The sequence below is a fragment of the Salinivibrio sp. IB282 genome (assembly GCF_001995685.1).
GTDB lineage: Bacteria > Pseudomonadota > Gammaproteobacteria > Enterobacterales > Vibrionaceae > Salinivibrio > Salinivibrio kushneri.
Genome location: NZ_MUET01000154.1, coordinates 1 through 1,286, shown reverse-complemented (window position 1 = coordinate 1,286; position 1,286 = coordinate 1). Strand labels below are relative to the sequence as shown.

General features: G+C 45.7%; 2 protein-coding genes. Both read left to right on the top strand.

What is annotated here, in order from left to right; genetic code table 11:
• Window positions 1-42 precede the first annotated feature (42 nt).
• Complete coding sequence (folM, locus tag BZG14_RS15325; RefSeq protein WP_108743583.1) at window positions 43-741, top strand: dihydromonapterin reductase; 699 nt, start codon at window positions 43-45, stop codon at window positions 739-741.
• 22 nt (window positions 742-763) lie between these two features.
• Complete coding sequence (folX, locus tag BZG14_RS15320; RefSeq protein ID WP_077486620.1) at window positions 764-1,129, top strand: dihydroneopterin triphosphate 2'-epimerase; 366 nt, start codon at window positions 764-766, stop codon at window positions 1,127-1,129.
• Window positions 1,130-1,286: the final 157 nt, after the last annotated feature.

The following is a 1,286-nucleotide window of genomic DNA, read 5'->3' as shown; positions in this document are numbered from 1 at the left end:
TTGTTATTGATGCCATCCATACATAAATGCAAAGGAACACGCGTGACAACAAAGCATATATTGATTACCGGCGCCGGACAGCGCATTGGCTACGCACTCGCCTGCCACTTTCTCAATCAGGGTCACCAGGTAACGTTATCTTATCGTACCGAGCGCCCTCAAGTGGCCGATTTAAGAGCGCGGGGCGCGCGTTGTTTGCACGCAGACTTCTCAACGGATGAGGGCGTTTATTCCTTCATTGACCGCATTGATGCTTTAAATCCCACTTTCGATACATTGATCCACAATGCGTCATCTTGGGACAGTGAGAAACACAGCCAAGATATTGCATCGCTGTTTGATAACATGATGCAAATCCATGCAAAAACACCTTATCTCATCAATATGGTCGCGCCCCGCTGGATGCAACAGGGTGATATTATCCATCTCACCGATTATGTCGCGCAAAAAGGTAGTGCCAAACACACCGCTTATGCCACCAGCAAAGCTGCGCTCGAAAATCTTACCCTCTCGCTTGCACAGAAAATGGCACCATCAATTAAAGTGAACAGTATTTCACCAGCATTAATCATGTTTAATGATGGCGATGATGAAGCCTATCGAGAAAAAGCACGCCGTAAGTCACTATTAAGATCGGTCCCCGGTGAGCAAGAAGTGGTGAATGCATGCGAATTTATCCTTGCGAGTCAACATATGACTGGCCAATCCATCAAACTTGATGGCGGCCGCCATCTTATCTAACTTTCGTGACCAGGAAACGACTATGAACGACGCTGTGATTAAAATAACCAACCTGCGCCTACGTACTTACATTGGGTTTAATCCTGACGAGCAGGAGAAAAAACAAGACGTAGTCATCAATGTCGAGATTCATTATCCAGGCCACAAGGCGTGTGAAGAAGACAACGTTGATGATGCACTCAATTACAAAGATATAACCAAAGCGATTATTGACTATGTTGAGAACGGACGTTTTCTCTTACTCGAAAAGCTGGTTGCGGGTGTTTTAGAGATTACACGTGATCATCACTGGGTGCGCTACGCACAAGTGACCATTGATAAGCCGCATGCACTCAGATTTGCCGACTCTGTCTCATTAAGCCTAAGCTGGACCGCTAACGAGTCGTAACACCGCACAGAGTTCGTTAGAATTATTCGAACATCATGTTCAAGGTGAACAGCTTCTATATTGCCGTTCACCTTATATACTGTGCTGGATTAGTAATTGGGAGCGGGAACAAATGACACCGAAAAATAGCTACGATCGCGTTATGCGTACGCTACAC